The following is an 18605-nucleotide window of genomic DNA, read 5'->3' on the forward strand; positions in this document are numbered from 1 at the left end:
AAATGAGTATTCAGCCCAAACAGTCACAATTAAAAAGCTACCATTGGAGAGGTATAAATAGCTCAGGTAAGAAAGTGTCTGGCCAAACTTTAGCGTTAACCGAATTGGAAGTACGAGAGAAGCTCAATGAACAGCATATCCAGATAAAAAAAATCAAAAAGAAAAGTATCTCGGCCATTACACGCTTAACGCATCGCGTCAAAGCAAAAGACATCACTATTTTGACTCGCCAACTTGCCACTATGCTAACCACTGGTGTGCCCATCGTACAGGCGATTAAATTAGTATCAGATAACCACCGCAAAGCTGAAATGAAATCTATTCTGTCGCATATCTGTAAAGGCATCGAAGCCGGCACCCCTATTTCAAGAGCGATGCGTACGGCCAGTAGCCACTTTGATGAGCTCTATACCGACTTAGTCGCAACTGGCGAACTTTCAGGTAACCTTGCGCAAGTCTTTGATCGCTTAGCGACATATCGAGAAAAGAGTGAGCAACTCCGCTCAAAAGTCATCAAAGCACTCATTTACCCTGCTATGGTGGTGTTAGTTGCCTTATCGGTTTCTTACCTAATGCTAACCGTGGTTATTCCAGAATTTGAATCCATGTTTGCAGGCTTTGGCGCTGATCTCCCTTGGTTTACCCAGCAGGTTTTGCAGTTATCACATTGGATGCAAGCTTATAGTCTGTACGCTTTGATTGCCGTTAGTGTTGTAATGGTTAGTTTTAAATTACTGCGTAAGCGCTCTTACTCACTCAGATTAACCACCAGCCGACTTAGTTTAAAATTTCCTATACTCGGTACGATTCTATCTAAAGCTTCTATCGCCAAATTCAGTCGAACTCTTTCTACTAGTTTCAGTTCCGGTATCCCGATCCTGACTAGCCTTAAAACCACGGCAAAAACCGCGGGTAACCTTCATTATGAGGTTGCGATTGGAGAAGTTCACCGTGAAACGGCCGCAGGTATGCCAATGTATATCGCGATGCGTAATACAGACGTGTTCCCTGAAATGGTGCTACAAATGGTGATGATTGGTGAGGAATCGGGAAATTTAGACGACATGCTCAACAAAGTTGCGACTATTTATGAATTTGAAGTCGACAATACCGTTGATAACTTAGGTAAGATTTTGGAACCGCTGATCATTGTCTTTCTGGGCACCGTTGTAGGAGGGCTTGTAGTCGCAATGTACTTACCAATCTTTAATCTAATGAGTGTGTTAGGATAGTAAAAGCGACTTAACACCCATGAGTAGCAAACTTCGACTCATATAGATCACGTGGTAAAAAGACACTATGGAAGTACTTCACTACTATCCTTGGCTATTCCCTGTATTAGCTTTCATTTTTAGCCTTCTTATCGGCAGCTTTCTCAACGTTGTAATTCACCGATTACCGATTATGATGGAGCGTGAGTGGCAACAAGAGTGCTCCGAATATTTCTCTCAATATAAAATTCCAGCACCTGAAGGGGAATTTAATCTTAGCACTCCACGTTCGACTTGCCCGAAATGTGACACCCAATTAAGAGTCATCGACAATATCCCCGTTTTGAGCTGGTTGTTCTTGAAGGGCAAGTGCCACAGTTGTGCGAATCCAATCAGTGCTCGCTACCCTTTGGTAGAATTGCTTACAGCCATACTTTGTACCGTGGTGGCGAGCCACTTTGGTTTTAGTTTCTACGCTATTGCGCTGATCTTTTTCACCTTCGCATTGATTACAGCGACCTTTATCGATCTCGATACTATGCTGCTGCCTGATCAGATCACCTTACCTTTGGTTTGGTCTGGTATTGCATTAGCTCTGTTTAATATCAGCCCAGTATCTCTTCAGGATTCGGTGGTTGGTGCAATGGCAGGCTACCTAGCTTTATGGTCAGTGTACTGGTTGTTTAAGCTGCTAACTGGCAAAGAAGGAATGGGCTATGGTGACTTTAAATTATTAGCAGCACTTGGGGCATGGCTTGGGTGGCAGCACCTACCAATGATCATTCTTTTATCATCACTCGTCGGCCTTATTTTTGGATTGATTCAACTGAGGTTAAAACAACAAGGCATAGATAAAGCTTTCCCCTTTGGACCTTACCTCGCCATTGCTGGTTGGGTAAGCTTGATGTGGGGTAACGACATCATGGATTGGTATTTCACGTCTGTATTAGGAATTTGATCATGGCAATCATTATCGGATTAAGTGGTGGGATCGCCAGTGGTAAAACCACGGTAGCTAACCTTTTCAATAAACACTTTAATATTGATATTGTCGATGCTGATATAGTGGCTCGTGAAGTCGTGGCACCAGGCAGCAAAGGCCTACAACAGATTACTGACCATTTTGGTGAAGCGATTTTACTTGAAGATGGGACGCTAAACCGAAGTAAACTACGTGAGCAGATCTTCTCTGATGCAAAAGAAAAGCAATGGCTCAATGATCTTCTTCATCCGATGATCCGCAACAAAATTGACAGTGACCTGTCTAAAGTCACCTCTCCTTATGCTTTATTAGTAGCTCCTCTATTGGTTGAAAACCAAATGCAAGGTATGGCCGACCGCGTATTGATCGTTGATGTGCCTTCCGAAGTGCAAATAGAGCGTACGATGAATCGTGATAATGTTTCTAGGGAACAAGTTGTATCAATTTTAAAATCACAGGCTTCAAGAGAACAACGTTTAGCCATTGCCGATGATGTGATTGAAAACCATACTAAAAACCAAGAACTTTTGCCTCAAATCACAGATTTACATCAAAAGTATCTGGCAATCAGTACAGTAGATGGGTCAGAATAGAACTATGTTGAATGAAGGCTTGCTTGATGATCACCCACAAATTTGAACATCCTCTGAATGAGAAAACACGAATTTACTTAAGAGTTGAATCGCTCTTGAGACAACTACACTTGTCTTCTACATTTTCCGATGCTCAACAGTATCAACTCTTTTTCCGTTCTATCTTTGACCTGATTGAAATTTTCGAACAGATTCAGCTTAAGAGCGAACTCGCAAAAGACATTGAGAAGCAGCGTTTGACCTATAAAAGCTGGTTAAACGTTGAAGGTGTCGATCAAGAGATGCTAACGTCATTACTCAAAGACATTGGCAACATCTATCGTGAACTGATGCAAGCCGAGCGTTTTGGTCAATCACTGAAGGAAGACCGCTTCCTGAGTGCTATTCGCCAACGTTTTAACTTACCAGGTGGCTCATGCTGCTTTGATTTACCCGCACTGCATTACTGGCTGCACCTTCCTCTCGACAAAAGAATGAGAGATGCCAAGATGTGGATGGATAGCCTACAACCTTTGTACGAAGCGCTAACGCTATGGTTAAAGCTAACCAGAGAAACTGGCCACTTTAAAGAGCAAATTGCTCGTGCAGGATTCTTCCAGAGCGATGCTGATGAAGCAAATATCCTGCGTCTTTCGATTCCAATGCAATATGGCGCTTACCCGATGATCTCGGGTCATAAAAACCGTTTTGCCGTTAAATTCATGAGCTTTGAAACAGGGCAAGCCTGTACTCAAGATATCGAATTTGAATTGGCTATTTGCACCTAATTAATTTCCTTTTATCGTTTGGCTTGAGTGCTCACTCGAGCCTAAACTCACTATTATCACCCCTCAAATTAAGAATCACTATGTCGAAGAAAATCACCATCGTTAAATGCCCTCAATGTAATACTGACGTTGAATGGGGTGAACAAAGCCCACATCGCCCGTTTTGCAGTAAGCAATGTCAGATGATTGATTTTGGTGAATGGGCAGATGAAGAGAACAGCATCGCTGGCGCACCAGACATGTCGGATAGCGATGGTTGGTCGGAAGATCCACACTAGCCACTTAGCATAGCGAGTAAATTTTGAAGGGTTGGCGTTTAACGTCAATCCTTTTTTATTGCCGGTGATTCCTTATTTCTTCAAGAACGAGGAACGATCGAATTGAGACTCTCTTGCCTGTTCAGCTCGAAATTACAGACACAAAAAAGCGGAGCCAAATGGCTCCGCTTTTATCGATAGAATGCAAAAAGAATTACTTTTTAGTAAGCTTCTCTTTAATACGAGCTGACTTACCAGAACGCTCACGTAGGTAGTACAACTTGGCACGACGTACTGCACCACGGCGTTTAACTTCGATGCTATCAACGATTGGAGAGTGAGTTTGGAACGTACGTTCTACGCCTTCACCGTTCGAGATCTTACGAACTGTGAATGCAGAGTGTAGACCACGGTTACGAATAGCGATTACAACGCCTTCGAAAGCCTGTAGACGCTCACGGTCACCTTCTTTTACCTTAACCTGAACTACAACAGTGTCACCTGGTGCGAATTTAGGAAGGTCTGATTTTAGTTGCTCTTCTTCAAGAGCCTTGATGATGTTGCTCATTTGTATAAATTCCTAGAATAAACTGATACTAAATTTAATAGGTTACTGCTTGCTTTTCGTTAAGAGCGTTGCTCTTTAATGAATTCAGCCAGTAATTGTTCCTGTTCGTCAGTCAGAGCTAGGTTTTCCAGGAGCTCTGGTCTTCTTAGCCAAGTTCGGCCCAGCGATTGTTTCAATCGCCAGCGACGAATGTCCTTATGGTTTCCAGACTTGAGTACCGATGGCACATCTTTATCGTCTAGCACCTCAGGGCGCGTATAATGGGGACAATCTAGCAAACCATTTGCAAAAGAATCTTCTTCTGCTGAAGCGAAATCTCCAAGTACCCCCGGAACAAACCGAGAGACTGAATCAATCAGCGTCATGGCTGGCAATTCGCCACCCGTCATCACAAAATCACCAATCGACCATTCTTCGTCGACTTCTGATTGAATGATGCGCTCATCTACCCCTTCGTAGCGACCACAAATAAGAAGTAAATTCTCGTTTGTTGCCAACTCTTCAACACCTTTTTGGTCGAGTTTACGACCTTGAGGTGAAAGGTAGATAACCTTCGTCTTTCCCGGTGATGCTTGCTTGGCAGTTTGGATAGCATCGCGCAAAGGCTGAACCATCATTAACATGCCAGGACCACCACCGTAAGGTCTGTCATCAACAGTGCGATGTTTATCATGAGTGAAATCACGAGGATTCCATGTCTCAATAGATAAAAGACCTTTTTTAACCGCTTGACCTGTTACTCCAAAATCAGTAACAGAACGGAACATTTCAGGAAACAGGCTTATTACGCCAACCCACATGTGTTCTCTCGCTCTGTAATTTGGAATTAGAATCCAGGATCCCAGTCAACTTCGATCCGTCGAGCTTCGCGATCAACTTTCTTGACCACTTGCTCTTCAAGGTACGGTACTAACCGTTCCTTTTGACCAAAAGCATCTTTAAGATTTGCTTTGATTACGAGAACATCGTTCGAGCCAGTCTCTAATAGGTCTGTGACCTTACCAAGGTCGTAACCTTTAGTAGTAAAAACTTGCATACCAAACAATTCACGCCAGTAGAATTCATCTTCTGACAATTCAGGTAACGAAGCAGGGTCAATAGCAATTTCAAAGTTAGTCATCAGTTGCGCGTCTTCACGAACATCTAATCCCGCTAGCTTACATACATAACCTTGGCCATGACGTTTCCAGCTCTCAACTTTGTACTCAACCCACTTACCCTTTTGGTTTAAATACCAAGGGGTGTAATCAAATATGCTTTCAGCATTGTCTGTGTAGGAGAACACTTTAAGCCAGCCACGAATACCATAGGTAGACCCAAGTTTACCCATGACAATTCTATTGTTTTGCTCGCTCATCGTTTCTTTATCCTTCATCGACATAAGCTATTTCTCTTTAAAAAAGAATTAAGCCGCTTTTTGAGCGTCTTTAACTAGCTTAGCTACACGATCAGATAGAGATGCGCCTTGACCAACCCAGTGGTTAACACGATCTAGGTCTAGACGTAGACCTTCTTCTTGACCTTGAGCTGTAGGGTTAAAGAAACCTACTTTCTCGATGAAACGGCCAGTTACAGAGTTACGGCTATCCGCAACTACGATTTGATAAAATGGGCGCTTCTTTGCACCGTGACGTGCCAAACGAATGGTTACCATGTCGTCCTCTTTGCTTTCTTAATAAAATAATTAACCCCAAGTCTAAGTAATAGCTTGGGGTCTCGTGCCAAATTAAAGCCCCGGAATTTTACTCTTATTCCGGTGCAATGCAAGGGCTTTAGCTGTTTTTTCACCAACATAGCCACCATACACTTTCCGTGACACAGCTAACACTATGAAAAGTAACGTAGCTAAAGGTTACATTTATAGATTATCGGCCGAACGGGTTAAAGCCACCGCCCATACCGCCACCGCCGCCCATCATACCTTGCATGTTGCGCATCATGCCTTTCATGCCACCTTTCTGCATCTTCTTCATCATCTTCTGCATTTGGGTGAATTGCTTAAGCATACGGTTTACATCTTGTACCTGTGTACCTGAACCAGCAGCAATACGCTTTTTGCGTGAGCCTTTGATTAGGTCAGGACGTTGACGCTCTTTCATTGTCATAGAGTTGATGATCGCTTCCATCTGCTTGAACATCTTGTCATCAACTTTATCTTTAACGTTGTCCGGTAGTTGGGACATGCCTGGAAGCTTATCCATCATGCCCATCATACCACCCATGTTGTGCATCTGACCAAGCTGTTCACGGAAGTCTTCAAGGTCAAAACCTTTCTTCTCTTTAAACTTTTTCGCCAGTTTTTCTGCTTTATCGGTATCAACGTTTTTCTGTAGATCTTCAATAAGAGACAGTACATCGCCCATACCAAGAATACGAGAAGCTACACGATCTGGGTGGAAAGGTTCTAGTGCATCAGTCTTTTCACCAACACCTAAGAATTTAATCGGTTTACCTGTGATATGACGTACAGACAGTGCAGCACCACCACGCGCATCACCATCCACTTTCGTTAAGACAACACCGGTTAGTGGTAGCGCATCACCAAAGGCTTTTGCAGTGTTCGCAGCATCTTGACCTGTCATCGCATCAACAACGAACAGCGTCTCTACTGGGTTAATTGCAGTATGAAGCTCTTTGATCTCGCCCATCATCTCTTCATCGATAGCCAAACGACCAGCGGTATCGACTAATAGCACGTCGTAGAACTTCTTCTTAGCGTGATCGATTGCAGCGTTGGCTATATCAAGAGGTTTTTGATCAGATGAAGACGGGAAGAAATCAACACCAACATCGCTTGCTAACGTTTCAAGCTGTTTGATCGCCGCTGGACGGTAAACGTCGGCAGACACGACCAATACTTTTTTCTTGTCGCGCTCGGTTAGAAGCTTAGATAGCTTACCTACCGATGTGGTTTTACCTGCACCTTGTAGGCCTGCCATTAAGATAACCGCTGGCGGTTGCGCTGCTAGGTTCAGAGCCTCGTTAGACTCACCCATTACCGCTTCAAGTTCAGCTTGAACGATCTTAATGAATTCTTGACCAGGTGTGAGAGATTTAGAAACCTCAACACCCACCGCACCTTCTTTTACGCGCTTAACAAAATCGCGGACAACAGGCAGCGCAACGTCGGCTTCAAGTAGCGCCATACGTACTTCACGCAGCGTTTCTTTAATATTGTCTTCGGTCAGGCGACCTTTACCGCTGATATTTTTCAGCGTTTTGGATAGACGATCCGTTAAATTATCAAACATAGTTTTCTCTTCGCTCAATCCTGCGACTATTACTGTGAGTATACATTAGCGTGGATTAGAGTCATACCCGTTGTAGAGCGTTAATCATCCGCGCTTGTGATGTGAGACATTGTTCACTTGGAATTGAGTGAGGTTCACCATAGCCCCAAAGAGCGATGCGAGGTATAATTCGTCTATTAGTAATCATTTAAATGGATACCATGGACAGTCTTATTGCGATCGCAGCAGCCTTTCTTTATACAATGGCGATTTCCACGATCATTCCAGGTCTCGTGCACCAAACAGGAATCCGTGTAAAAACGGTGTTTATCAGCGCCTTACTTGCTTTAGCTTTTCATGCTTGGTTGCTTGGCGATTTAATCTTTAATGCCAGTGGTCAAAACCTCAGTATCTTGAACGTTGCTTCATTAATTAGTTTAATCATCTCACTGGTGATGAGCGGTGCTATGCTCAAAACCCGACTGTGGTTTATCTTGCCAGTCGTTTATAGCTTCGCTGCGCTTAATTTGATGGCCGCAACTTTCCTTCCAAGCACATTCATCAAACATTTAGAACATGATCCAAAACTTCTAGTGCACATCTCTTTGGCGCTATTTTCGTACGCCATGCTCACTATTGGCGCGCTATACGCTTTACAGCTGGCGTGGCTGGATCACAAACTTAAAAAGAAAAAAGCGCTAGTGATGAATCCTAATCTACCTCCATTAATGATGGTGGAACGACAACTTTTCAAGATCATTCTTATCGGGAATGGCTTGTTAACAGGTACATTGTTGACAGGTCTTATCTTCGTACAAGATATGTTTGCCCAAGGAAAGGCACACAAAGCCGTGTTGTCGTTTATTGCTTGGGTTATCTACTCCATACTTCTATGGGGTCACTATCAAAAAGGTTGGCGCGGACAAAAAGTCACATGGTTCGCATTAGCTGGCGCAAGCATGCTCACTTTAGCCTACTTTGGTAGTCGCTTCGTTCAGGAAATCATCCTAAGTTAATCCCCAAAATTAAAGGCAAGGTACCGCATCCCTTGCCTTTAAAATATTGAGTACGATATATTCAATTGACATCTCGACCATGTTCGGTCATAAATTAATCAAGATACACAAATAGGAAAAGAATAGTTTTGGACGACATATCAACGGGTATCTTATTTGCGCTACTCGCGTGTCTCATTGTAATTTCTGGTTATTTCTCTGGTTCAGAAACGGGCATGATGTCCCTGAACCGCTACCGTCTTAAGCACTTGGCCAATACGGGCCATAAAGGTGCCAAACGCGTAGAAAAACTTCTGAACCGTCCAGATAGATTGATTGGCCTCATTCTCATCGGCAACAATCTCGTCAACATTCTAGCATCGGCGATTGCTACTATCCTTGGTATGCGTATCTACGGAGATATCGGTGTGGCTATCGCGACTGGTACTCTAACTCTGGTGATCCTTGTATTTTCCGAGGTAACACCAAAAACCATTGCCTCTCTATTTCCTGAACGCGTCTCCTACGCCAGCAGCATTTTATTGATGATACTAATGAAGGTAATGTCACCACTGGTGATCTTGGTTAACTTCATTACTAACGGCTTTATTCGTATCTTAGGGGTCACAACCAATCACGATGCGACCGATCACTTAAGCTCAGAAGAACTCAGAACTGTGGTAAATGAGGCAGGAGGCCTGATACCTCAACGTCACCAAGATATGTTGGTCTCTATCTTAGATTTAGAGCACGTCACCGTGAATGACCTTATGGTGCCTCGAAATGAAATCACCGGCATCGACATCAATGACGATTGGAAGTCTATCGTCCGCCAACTCACTCACTCTCCTCATGGTCGTGTAGTTCTATACCGTGATCAGATAGATGAAGTGGTTGGTATGCTGAGGCTACGAGAAGCTTACCGTTTGATGCTGGAAAAAAACGAGTTCAATAAAGAAACACTTTTGCGTGCGGCAGACGAAATCTACTTTATTCCAGAATCCACACCACTCAACATTCAACTGCTTAAATTCCAGCGCAATAAACAACGTATTGGTTTAATTGTCGATGAGTATGGCGATATCAACGGCTTGGTTACGCTAGAAGATATTCTTGAAGAGATCGTGGGTGAGTTTACGACTTCAATGACACCAAGCTTATCTGAAGAGATCACGCCACAAAGTGATGGCAGTTTTTTAATTGAAGGCAGTGCCAATATCCGTGACATTAATAAAGGTCTGCAATGGGCACTACCAACCAATGGCCCTAGAACACTTAATGGGTTGATATTGGAACATCTTGAGGACATCCCTGAGAGTCATCTTAGCGTTCAGGTTGCCAGTCACCCCATGGAAATACTTGAACTAAAAGAAAACCGTATCAAACTAGTACGCGTGTTCCCACAAGTCGTTAACGGGTAATAATAGGTGTAAGTAAGTCATAACTTAAACCACTATATTACGAAAACCAAAAAGGCCCGGTTCAATGAAGCGGGCCTTTTGATATCAAGACTCAATGTGAACTAAGAAGTGGTTAGTCAATTTTAAGCTCTTGAAGCATCGACTCTGGCAATGCCAGTTCATCATTCTTGTTTACAGAGATACCTGCAGCGATGATCGCGTTAGCGATCTCTTTCGCTTCATCCAAAGAGTGCATTGCCGCGGTACCACATTGGTATTCGTTCAGTTCAGGGATCTTATTTTGATTCTCAACTTTCAGTACGTCTTGCATTGCAGCCAACCATCCGTCTGCCACTTGTTGCTCTGTAGGCGTACCAATCAGGCTCATGTAGAAACCGGTACGACACCCCATCGGTGAGATATCGATAATCTCTACATCTGAACCGTTCAGTTGATTACGCATGAATCCAGCGTATAGGTGCTCTAGCGTGTGGATACCTTTCTCAGATAGGATATCTTTGTTTGGCACGGTAAAACGCAAGTCAAACACAGTGATGGTATCCCCTTTTGGGGTTTGCATTGTTTTCGCGACACGAACGGCTGGTGCGTTCATGCGTGTATGATCAACAGTGAAACTATCTAATAAAGGCATTGCTATTCTCCATGACGGTTGGCTTTAGAAAAACCAACTTCGATTGTCTTCCAGTTCTTTGCGGCACTGTTTCAGTTGCCATCCATAATCTTTTGCTTGCTGTTCGACTTTACGAGCCACCTTAATCAAAGATGGTTTGCTTTTGTATGATTGACGCTTATAACCACCACGCCCTTCATGATAGGCCAGATATTGGTTATACGGGTCCCACAACGAGATACCAAGCTGACGACGAGTCTCGCTGGTATACCAACCAATGAACATCAATGAATCATCGAAATTGGTTCTTGACCCACCGTTATTGGTCGCTTTTTGAAAGTCTTCCCAAGCAGGATCTTGCGCTTGCGCATACCCGTAGGCGCTACTTACCCGCCCCCAAGGGATAAAGCCAAGAAGGTAATCTTTGGGTGGGCGGGCATCATGACGAAAGCTACTCTCTTGTTTCACAAAAGCCATCGCTACGTTAATCGGCGTGCCCCACTTTTCTTGCATATCCAATGCCCCCTCATACCATGAAGAGTGCTCTCTGAAGATACTGCACAGATTATCTTGCTGCTTAGGTGGCGGTGTTGCACAACCAACCAATAAACTAGAGACAACACCAACAGTCACCACCGGTGACCATTTACCACTTACATGAATAGGTTGACCTAATAAGGCTTGCTTCCTTTCCACCAAAGTCTCGCTATGCTTTTAAATACGAAAAGTAATCCGCTAAGAAGCTATCAAAATCTTGAGTGCTGGCTTCTTCACTTTGCTGTTGATCAATCACTGAACGTCGAACTTCGGCTTCCATCAACTCAGCTGAATACACTTTATATTGATGTGCTGCATGTTGTTGAGCGTAAGCACTTCCTAACGCGCAGCCTACTTTACCTAAGCCACCCAGTTTTTTAGTCTCTTCTAGCAACTGGCCAGAAATCGTTAGCTCAGGGTTATCAATCCAAGATCCCAGCGTATCACAAGTTTCTTGGTATGCACGACCACCTTGCTCAGCGTCCATCATCTCGGCAATAGAACGTAGGTCTTTGAAGACTCGCTTCGCCCAATCTTGCAGAGACAATCGCTCGCCATGACAACCAATTTGAAGTTCTAGGCCAACTTGACGACCTTCTAAGATCACCTTGTTCCAGTTATCACGCCAGCATTCCAACTCACAGTTATCCATCTCCGCAGAATCCGTTAACACGCTCCACGTTAAGAATAGATCGAGGAAGCGGACCTGCTGCTCATTAATACCAATTGAACTGAACGGGTTTACGTCTAAAGAACGAACTTCAATATATTCGACACCGCCACGCGCGAGTGCTTCTGATGGCTTCTCACCACTTTTCGCGACACGCTTAGGACGAATTGGCGCATAAAGTTCATTCTCGATTTGAAGAACGTTACTATTCAACTGACGGTATTCACCATCAACTTTAGTACCAATTTCGGCAAACTCTTCCGATGGTGTCCGAATCGCTTGGTTCAATCCGTCTAAGTACTGTTCTAAGCTATTAAAGCCAATTTTCAGCACACTTTGCGCACTGTTAGTATAGCCAAGATCGCTCAGACGTAGTGCTGTTGCATTGGGTAAATACAGCGTTTCGCCTATCTTTTCAAAAGGTAGCTTTGTCTCTCTTCCTTTGATGAAAGAAGGACATAGTGCAGGCGAAGCGCCGAAGAAATATGGGATTAACCAACCAAAACGGTAGTAATTACGAATCAAACCAAAGTAAGCATCGGACTTAGATTTACAACGCGCTTCTTCTGTTTGCTCTCCAAACAAGCTATCCCAAAAGCTATCTGGGAAAGAGAAGTTGAAGTGAACACCGGAAATAATCTGCATCAGACTACCGTAACGACGCTTTAAGCCTTCGCGATATAGCGTCTTCATCTTGCCATTATTAGAGGTGCCGTATTGAGCGAGCTGAATGTAATCTTCACTGCCTACGTAGCAAGGCATAGAAAGCGGCCACATCTTTTCGCCATCTAACTTGGTTTGTGTGAAATGGTGGATATCAGACAATTGATTCAAAAGCGTCGGAACGTCGTTAGAAACAGGCGTAATAAACTCCAGTAGCGACTCGGAAAAATCGGTCGTTACCCATCCGTTCATCAACGCAGATCCCAAAGCTTTTGGGTGCGGCCCAGTAGCAAGGTGCCCATCCTCCGTGTAGCGTAACGTTTCCCTTTCAACACCACGACCAAATTGAGAAAAGGTCTTAGGGTTGGTTGCAACTTGCTTTAGTCGCGCAGCAAAATCAGTCAAAATTCAGTTCACTTATCTTATATCGTTCTGATTAGAACTATCATAAATTAGGTTGGAGGAGAAAAATAGAGTCTTTTTCCTCCCCCTTTAATGTGTACTCTAACGAATGATTTCAAGCTCTTCTATTGGAATATCTAACTTTTCTAGTTGAGGACGAAGCGAAGTCGCGTCGCCAACCACTATTATTTGATAATCATTCGGGTCAAACCATTTCTTCGATAGCTCGTTTAAGGTCTCTTTTGAAACCGTTTCAACTATCTGATTACGCTGTTGTAGGTAATTTTCATCAAGGCTCAATGCGACAATATTACTCAATAACCCAGCCTTTTGACTTGGCGTTTCGTATTTAAGTGCATCTTGTTGACCGACAGCAAGGCGCATAAATTTCACCTCTTCGTCAGTTAATCCACTTTGACTAAATTCATTCAGTTCATTAATGAACTCTTGAATCGATGGAACAGTCGCATTGGCTCTTACCTGCGCGCTAAAAACTACCGCACCCGTTTCACGAGTACTCGCGAAATAACCGCTTGCACCGTAAGTGTAAGCTTTGTCTTCACGTAGATTCTGGTTGATACGGCTATTGAAGTTACCGGCTAAGTTAAAGTTAGCCAGTTGGCTCAAGTACAATTCACCCGTCGCATCAAACGGCAGACCTTTACGCACCAAACGAACAATGCTTTGCGGCGCACCCGGTTTGTCAACTAAATACAGATGCTGCCCTGAAAGCTCTTTGACGATCTGTGGGCGCGTTAATGGGGCTGCATCGCCTTGCCACTGCTCAAAGAATTGTAGCTGTTTCCCCACCTCTTTCTTCGAGATGTCTCCCACAACAACAATATTGGCCCCTTCTGGTGTGTAATGTTGGCCATAGAATTTTTTCACGTCATCTAAGGTCAATTTCGACAGAGATTCCTGAGTTCCATCACTTGCGCGAGCAAAAACAGTGTCACCAAACAGTACCTCACGGGTAGCTTGAGAAGCCATCCAACTTGGTTGTTGGTGCTGATACACAACGCCTTCAAGCATCTGCTTCTTAACACGCTCGAAGTCTTGCTCATCAAACTTAGGCTCAAACAGAACCTCCTGCACGATCGCTAAGGTTTGAGGCAGGTTTTTCTCTAGCGTAGAAACTGAAATATTAGTGGTATAACTGCCCGCACTGATACTCACACTGCTGCCAAGCTTATCTAATGTTGCCTGTAGTTCTTCAACGGCTCGTTTTGTTGAACCTTCCTCCATCATCGAAGCGGTTAGGTTCGCAAGGCCTTCTTGACCTTGACGAACATAACGTTCGCCTGCTGGAAGTTGAATTTGTAGCTGTACTGTCGGCGTTTCACTGGTCACGGTACCAATCAAGCCCATACCATTCGCAAAGTACATGCGGTACAACTCAGGCATCGTCGCTTTAACACCAAAGGTCACTTCTGGCATTACGCTGCGATCAAAGGTATTTGGTGCTTTTCTGAAATCGAGCTGATCTTCAGTGACTTTGGCATATTCAGGTAACGTGCGAGTTGGAGTGGTGAATGTAGCTTCGCGAACCGCTAGATCAAGTCGCTTCTTAGGTACGACACTGAGTGTCACCTTATGTTTACCCTCGATAAAGTCTTGATAAGCTTTACTTACGCTATCGGGAGTCACCGCGCGGATTTGATCCAGTTGTGATTCAATACGATCAGGCTGGCCATAGAAGGTTTGATTAGACGCGAGCTGTGAAACCTTACCTTTGACACTTTGCAGTGCAAAAACCGCATCCGCTTCTGCCATACCGGTGATCTGGTCCAAACGATCTTGTTGAACGCCCTCTTTCGAGAATTGCTCTAGAGTATCCATCAATTCTTTATTAAGAACCGTCAAATCGCCTTTTTCACCTGAGTTGCCCATTGCATACACGTACATGGTACAAGCAAGCTCAGCACAATCATGGAAAGATCCAGCGCTGACTGCTTTCTGTGTTTTAACCAAGTTTTGATACAGGTAACTGTTGGTGCCAGAACCTAACACGTTAGACAGTGCATTCAGTGAAGCTTGTGTCTCTTCACCGCGATACGTGGTTGGCCAACCGACTAGTACCATCGGCTGACGAATATTATCTTCTAAGGTAATGTACTTATCTTCTGTTAGCACGGCAGGTTGTTTATCTGCCGCCTTAACTTCTGGGCCTTGAGGGATAGGGCCAAAGTACTTGTTCACCCACTCTAGCGTGTCATCAACGTCGATATCACCACCAATCGTTAGCGCAGCATTATTTGGGCCATACCAACGTAGGAAGAACGCCTTAAGGTCATTCACATCAACACGGTCGAGATCTTCCACATAACCGATTGGTTGCCATGAATATGGGTGACCTTCAGGGTAAAGCGCCTCACCCATGCGCTCCCACATCAAGCCATAAGGACGGTTTTCATAACTTTGAGCACGTTCGTTTTTAACCGTGCCTCTTTGAACTTCAAATTTCTTCTGAGAAACCGCATCCAATAAGAAACCCATTCGGTCTGATTCTAACCACAACATTTTCTCAAGTTGGTTAGATGGGACGGTTTCAAAGTAGTTGGTACGGTCACGGTTAGTGGTACCGTTTAACGAACCACCCGCTTCGGTAATGATCTTAAAGTGTTGCTGATCACCGACGTTCTCAGAGCCTTGAAACATCATGTGTTCAAAGAAGTGAGCAAAGCCCGACTTACCAATCTGCTCACGAGCAGAACCTACGTGATAGGTCACATCCACATGCACAAGAGGATCAGAATCATCCGGAGATAGAATAACGGTTAAGCCATTATCCAATTGATACTTGGTGTAAGGAATGACAACTTTGTCTTTAGAAGGCTTAACCTCCTCGACTAAAGTGACGCCTTCTGGCAATGAGGAAAAGAAGGATGTTGAGCTAGGTACATTGTAAGAACAGCCTGCGATGGCGATAAGAGAAAATGTACCAAGTAAAACCTTTTTCATAGGTTCTCCTTAGAAAAAACCGAAGTAGATAGCGGCAAGTAAGCTGTAGCGAGCGGCTTTGCCAATCGCTATCAAAATAACGCTAGGGATAAATTTCATTCTTAGCCAACCCGCCGCGAGACACAAAGGGTCACCAATAACGGGTAACCAACTGAATAACAGTGTCCAATAGCCATAGCGGCTCAGCCAAGCCATAGCCTTATGACCATGTTTTTCAGATTGAGTTCGATTAGGCAACCACAAACCAACCCAATAATTAGTAAGACCGCCAAAAGTATTGCCGAGTGTCGCCACTAGAATAATCGATGAGACAGAGAACTGTTCTAAACTCAATGCCGCAACAAGACTGGCTTCTGAACCGCCGGGCAGTAATGTGGCACTTAAGAAGCCACTGATGAAGAGTACCCAAAGCGCCGAGTCAGAAAACCACAGCGCTATGCTTTCAAAAAGAGAATTAAAGAACTCTAGCACTGCATATTAGCCTTCTTGCATTTTAAGTAGCACCTTGCCTCTGGTGTGTCCGGTTTCAACCTGAAGATGAGCCGATTGCACTTCGTCTAACGGATAGATACCTTGAACTTCTGTTTTAAGCAATCCGACACTGACCATGTAAAGCATGGTGTCCATTTGCTCAGGGTTTGGCTCCACCAACATGCCTGATGCAGTAAAACCTAATAATTTCGCTTTCTCGCAGATCAACTCTGCCGATAGAGTAGGAACAGTGACCACTCTCGCACCATCTTTCAGGCACTTCAACGCATCAAGCGCTGTATCGCCACCGACCAAATCAATCAGCACATCAACATCAGAAACTCGCTCTGAAGCTGGGGCAAATTTATAGTTGATGGCATGAGCGCCTAGCGTTGCAAGATAGTCGAGGTTAGATTCGCTGCAGGTCGTGTAAACCTCGGCTTTTGCTGCCACTGCAATTTGAACCGCAAGGTGACCAACGCCGCCCGCGCCCGCTAAGATAAGCACGCGATCGCCTTCCTTCACTTCGGCTTTATTGAGTGCTTGTGCTGCTGTTTGACTAGCAAGTGGTAATGCCGCAGCCGCTTCTAGGGTGACAGAATCAGGAACCACGCTAAGTGCCGCTTCTGAAACACATACATATTGGCTGTAACCGCCACCTTGCAGTGGGAAGCCAATAAAGCCTGCCACGTTATCACCAATAGTAAAACGTTCAGCCTGATCGCCTAGCGTGACAATTTGACCTGAAATATCGTATCCCGGCACCCAAGGAAGGTTGTCTTTGTTTTGTGCTGCTGCCCAACCAAGGCCAGCACGGGTTTTCACATCAATCGGATTAATGCCCGAAAAGGAAACTTTAACCACCACTTCTCCAGCCTTAGGCTCAGGAATCGCACTGGTTTGAATACTAAGGTTTTCGACGCCGCCGAATTGAGTAATCGCAATCTGTTTATTTTCCATTTCTACATTTCCTTGATTGATAAAAGCCCTGATGAGCAAGCACCCTAATTAATAAAAAGAAAGGGATGCGAAAGCATCCCTTTGACTATAAACCATTTAATAAGGCTAAGTTAACCGCTCATTCGTAAATTGACGACCAATTAACGTAACGATACATGACCTAAGTAATCCATTAACCGACTAGCGCTAATAGAATACCCGCCGCAACCGCACTACCCAGTACACCTGCCACGTTCGGGCCCATCGCATGCATCAACAAGAAGTTCTGAGGGTTTGCCTCAAGTCCAACCTTATTGACAACACGAGCCGCCATTGGAACCGCAGATACACCAGCTGCGCCAATTAATGGGTTGATGTCTTCTTTCGAGAAGCGATTTAGAACCTTCGCCATCAATACACCACCCGCCGTACCGATACTGAACGCGACCGCACCTAAACCTAGAATACCCAGAGTCTCTAAGTTCAAGAACGTATCTGCTTGAAGCTTAGAACCCACACCGAGACCAAGGAAAATAGTCACAACGTTAATCAGTTCGTTTTGGGCTGTTTTCGATAGACGATCCACCACACCCGCTTCACGCATTAAGTTACCTAGGCAAAACATACCTACGAGAGGCGTTGCTGAAGGTAAGAACAAAATCGTCATCAGTAGTACAGCAAGCGGGAAGAGGATCTTCTCTGCTTTGCTAACATGACGAAGTTGAGCCATCTTAATCTTACGCTCTTCAGGAGACGTTAACGCCTTCATGATTGGCGGCTGAATAATAGGAACCAATGCCATGTAGCTATACGCCGCTACTGCAATGGCACCTAAAAGATCAGGAGAAAGCTTACTCGCCAAGAAAATCGCTGTTGGGCCATCGGCGCCACCAATGATCGCAATGGAAGAAGCGTCGGCCATCGAGAATTCCATTCCTGGAACATAGTTCAGTAAGATCGCGCCAAATAGTGTTGCGAAAATACCAAACTGAGCCGCAGCCCCTAGCCACAGTGTTTTAGGGTTCGCAATCAACGCACCGAAGTCCGTCATTGCACCAACACCCATAAAGATCAGCAGTGGGAAAATACCCGTTTCAATACCAATATAATAAACGTAGTAAAGCAAACCACCTGGCTCAGTAAACCCAGCATTTGGAATGTTTGCTAATACAGCACCAAAACCAATAGGTAGTAGAAGTAACGGTTCAAATCCTTTACGAATTGCCAAAAACAACAATAAGCAACCAATCAACATCATACAGATCTGACCGAACTCAAAGTTCGCAATCCCTGTTTCAGACCATAAGGTCATCAATCCTTCCATGGTA

General features: G+C 44.3%; 19 protein-coding genes. 7 read left to right on the forward strand and 12 right to left on the reverse strand.

Features of this window, described 5'->3' with window-relative positions:
• Window positions 1-2: 2 nt before the first annotated feature.
• From OCU50_RS11705 to yacG, 5 genes are all read left to right on the forward strand, one after another.
• A complete protein-coding gene (locus OCU50_RS11705; protein ID WP_060468584.1) occupies window positions 3-1232 on the forward strand; it encodes a type II secretion system F family protein in 1230 nt (409 codons plus the stop codon).
• Between the two features lie 67 nt (window positions 1233-1299).
• Window positions 1300-2169: a prepilin peptidase gene (locus tag OCU50_RS11710; protein WP_060468585.1), complete on the forward strand. Its 870-nt coding sequence runs from the start codon at window positions 1300-1302 to the stop codon at window positions 2167-2169.
• A 2-nt stretch (window positions 2170-2171) separates the two neighbouring features.
• Complete coding sequence (gene coaE, locus OCU50_RS11715; protein ID WP_060468586.1) at window positions 2172-2786, forward strand: dephospho-CoA kinase; 615 nt, start codon at window positions 2172-2174, stop codon at window positions 2784-2786.
• A gap of 26 nt (window positions 2787-2812) precedes the next feature.
• Window positions 2813-3553, forward strand: coding sequence for a cell division protein ZapD (gene zapD / locus OCU50_RS11720; RefSeq protein WP_029627015.1), 741 nt, complete (start codon window positions 2813-2815; stop codon window positions 3551-3553).
• A gap of 80 nt (window positions 3554-3633) precedes the next feature.
• Window positions 3634-3831 (forward strand): DNA gyrase inhibitor YacG, encoded by a 198-nt coding sequence (yacG, locus tag OCU50_RS11725; protein ID WP_017056605.1) that lies wholly within the window; start codon window positions 3634-3636, stop codon window positions 3829-3831.
• Between the two features lie 193 nt (window positions 3832-4024).
• Here the strand turns inward: yacG and rplS are convergent, their stop codons facing one another.
• The 5 genes from rplS to ffh all read right to left on the reverse strand — a co-directional run bounded on the left by rplS (window position 4025) and on the right by ffh (window position 7629).
• Window positions 4025-4378 (reverse strand): 50S ribosomal protein L19, encoded by a 354-nt coding sequence (rplS, locus tag OCU50_RS11730; protein ID WP_046223309.1) that lies wholly within the window; start codon window positions 4376-4378, stop codon window positions 4025-4027.
• A gap of 59 nt (window positions 4379-4437) precedes the next feature.
• Window positions 4438-5178, reverse strand: a complete 741-nt coding sequence (gene trmD, locus OCU50_RS11735; protein ID WP_017629426.1) for a tRNA (guanosine(37)-N1)-methyltransferase TrmD — start codon at window positions 5176-5178, stop codon at window positions 4438-4440.
• A 26-nt stretch (window positions 5179-5204) separates the two neighbouring features.
• Window positions 5205-5759, reverse strand: a complete 555-nt coding sequence (gene rimM, locus OCU50_RS11740; RefSeq protein WP_017056602.1) for a ribosome maturation factor RimM — start codon at window positions 5757-5759, stop codon at window positions 5205-5207.
• Window positions 5760-5783: 24 nt separating this feature from the next.
• Window positions 5784-6032 carry a 30S ribosomal protein S16 gene (rpsP, locus tag OCU50_RS11745; RefSeq protein WP_004735508.1) on the reverse strand — a complete coding sequence of 83 codons (249 nt, stop codon included), beginning with the start codon at window positions 6030-6032 and terminating at the stop codon, window positions 5784-5786.
• 211 nt (window positions 6033-6243) lie between these two features.
• Window positions 6244-7629: a signal recognition particle protein gene (ffh, locus tag OCU50_RS11750; RefSeq protein WP_060468587.1), complete on the reverse strand. Its 1386-nt coding sequence runs from the start codon at window positions 7627-7629 to the stop codon at window positions 6244-6246.
• A 200-nt stretch (window positions 7630-7829) separates the two neighbouring features.
• On the opposite strand from ffh, the gene OCU50_RS11755 reads away from it, so the two are divergent.
• Both OCU50_RS11755 and OCU50_RS11760 read left to right on the forward strand, forming a co-directional pair.
• A complete protein-coding gene (locus OCU50_RS11755) occupies window positions 7830-8624 on the forward strand; it encodes a cytochrome C assembly family protein (RefSeq protein ID WP_046223306.1) in 795 nt (264 codons plus the stop codon).
• Between the two features lie 128 nt (window positions 8625-8752).
• Window positions 8753-10024: an HlyC/CorC family transporter gene (locus OCU50_RS11760; RefSeq protein ID WP_060468588.1), complete on the forward strand. Its 1272-nt coding sequence runs from the start codon at window positions 8753-8755 to the stop codon at window positions 10022-10024.
• 112 nt (window positions 10025-10136) lie between these two features.
• On the opposite strand, the gene luxS is transcribed toward OCU50_RS11760, so the two are convergent.
• The 7 genes from luxS to OCU50_RS11795 form a co-directional block, all read right to left on the reverse strand.
• Window positions 10137-10655, reverse strand: a complete 519-nt coding sequence (luxS, locus tag OCU50_RS11765; RefSeq protein ID WP_060468589.1) for an S-ribosylhomocysteine lyase — start codon at window positions 10653-10655, stop codon at window positions 10137-10139.
• A 24-nt stretch (window positions 10656-10679) separates the two neighbouring features.
• Window positions 10680-11330, reverse strand: a complete 651-nt coding sequence (locus OCU50_RS11770) for a transglycosylase SLT domain-containing protein (RefSeq protein ID WP_082710350.1) — start codon at window positions 11328-11330, stop codon at window positions 10680-10682.
• 10 nt (window positions 11331-11340) lie between these two features.
• Window positions 11341-12909 carry a glutamate--cysteine ligase gene (gene gshA, locus OCU50_RS11775; protein WP_060468590.1) on the reverse strand — a complete coding sequence of 523 codons (1569 nt, stop codon included), beginning with the start codon at window positions 12907-12909 and terminating at the stop codon, window positions 11341-11343.
• A 99-nt stretch (window positions 12910-13008) separates the two neighbouring features.
• Complete coding sequence (locus tag OCU50_RS11780) at window positions 13009-15867, reverse strand: M16 family metallopeptidase (RefSeq protein ID WP_060468591.1); 2859 nt, start codon at window positions 15865-15867, stop codon at window positions 13009-13011.
• Between the two features lie 9 nt (window positions 15868-15876).
• A complete protein-coding gene (locus OCU50_RS11785) occupies window positions 15877-16338 on the reverse strand; it encodes a YqaA family protein (protein WP_060468592.1) in 462 nt (153 codons plus the stop codon).
• A 6-nt stretch (window positions 16339-16344) separates the two neighbouring features.
• Window positions 16345-17298 (reverse strand): NADP-dependent oxidoreductase, encoded by a 954-nt coding sequence (locus OCU50_RS11790; RefSeq protein WP_060468593.1) that lies wholly within the window; start codon window positions 17296-17298, stop codon window positions 16345-16347.
• A gap of 172 nt (window positions 17299-17470) precedes the next feature.
• Entirely contained in the window at window positions 17471-18601 is a 1131-nt protein-coding gene (locus OCU50_RS11795) for a sodium ion-translocating decarboxylase subunit beta (RefSeq protein ID WP_060468594.1), read from the reverse strand.
• Window positions 18602-18605: the final 4 nt, after the last annotated feature.

It is taken from the genome of Vibrio toranzoniae (assembly GCF_024347655.1).
GTDB lineage: Bacteria > Pseudomonadota > Gammaproteobacteria > Enterobacterales > Vibrionaceae > Vibrio > Vibrio toranzoniae.